This is a genomic window from Methylobacterium sp. J-077 (assembly GCF_022829365.1).
Taxonomy (GTDB): Bacteria; Pseudomonadota; Alphaproteobacteria; order Rhizobiales; family Beijerinckiaceae; genus Methylobacterium.
Window position 1 is genome coordinate 1 of record NZ_JAKSYJ010000005.1, and the last position, 611, is coordinate 611.

Here is a 611-nt window from a genome sequence, read left to right on the forward strand (position 1 = left end):
GACGTCGATCGCGGCTGCCGTCGAGCAGCAGGGCGCGGCCACCCAGGAGATCGTGCGTAACGTCAGCCAGGCTGCGATGGGCACCGGTGAGGTGACCAGCAACATCTCAGGCGTGGCTGGCGCAGCCGAGGAGACGGGTGCGGCCGCGAGCCAGGTGCTCGGGGCGGCCTCTGAGCTGTCGCGCCAGTCCGAGCACCTCGCGGCCGAGGTTGGACGCTTCCTCGCCACCGTGCGCGCCGCTTGAGGCGTTCAGGTTCTCAGGGTCACACCGGTCCAGTTCAGCGAAGGGGCTGCTTGCTCCACCTAGGGAAGAGGTAGCCCTTTCTACATTTTTAGGCCTTCGCCAGCCTCTTGTGCCCGACGACAGCTCAAATCGGGGACAGAGGGCAACGAACGCTCGTCGGGGGTGTAGAACCTATGCAGTCGACTGACTTGGCGTGAACCGAGCCACTGCGGTCTGCATCAGTTCAGACTTGTTGACGATAAGAGCGGTGGCGATCTCGGTCAGCGCCTTGTCCTCGATCTCGCTGATGCCCTCATGATCGGCGACATCGACAGCAACCAAGAACGCGTCCTGCCGCTGCTCTATCGGACGGCCGGCGATCGCGGCG

Annotated in this window: 2 pseudogenes; one reads left to right on the forward strand and one right to left on the reverse strand. The window is 64.6% G+C overall.

The window, feature by feature from the left end:
- Window positions 1-244, forward strand: a pseudogene (locus tag MKL11_RS00040) (methyl-accepting chemotaxis protein); the annotation flags it as partial.
- Between the two features lie 171 nt (window positions 245-415).
- On the opposite strand, the pseudogene MKL11_RS00045 reads toward MKL11_RS00040, so the two are convergent.
- Window positions 416-611, reverse strand: a pseudogene (locus tag MKL11_RS00045) (Tellurite resistance protein TerB); the annotation flags it as partial.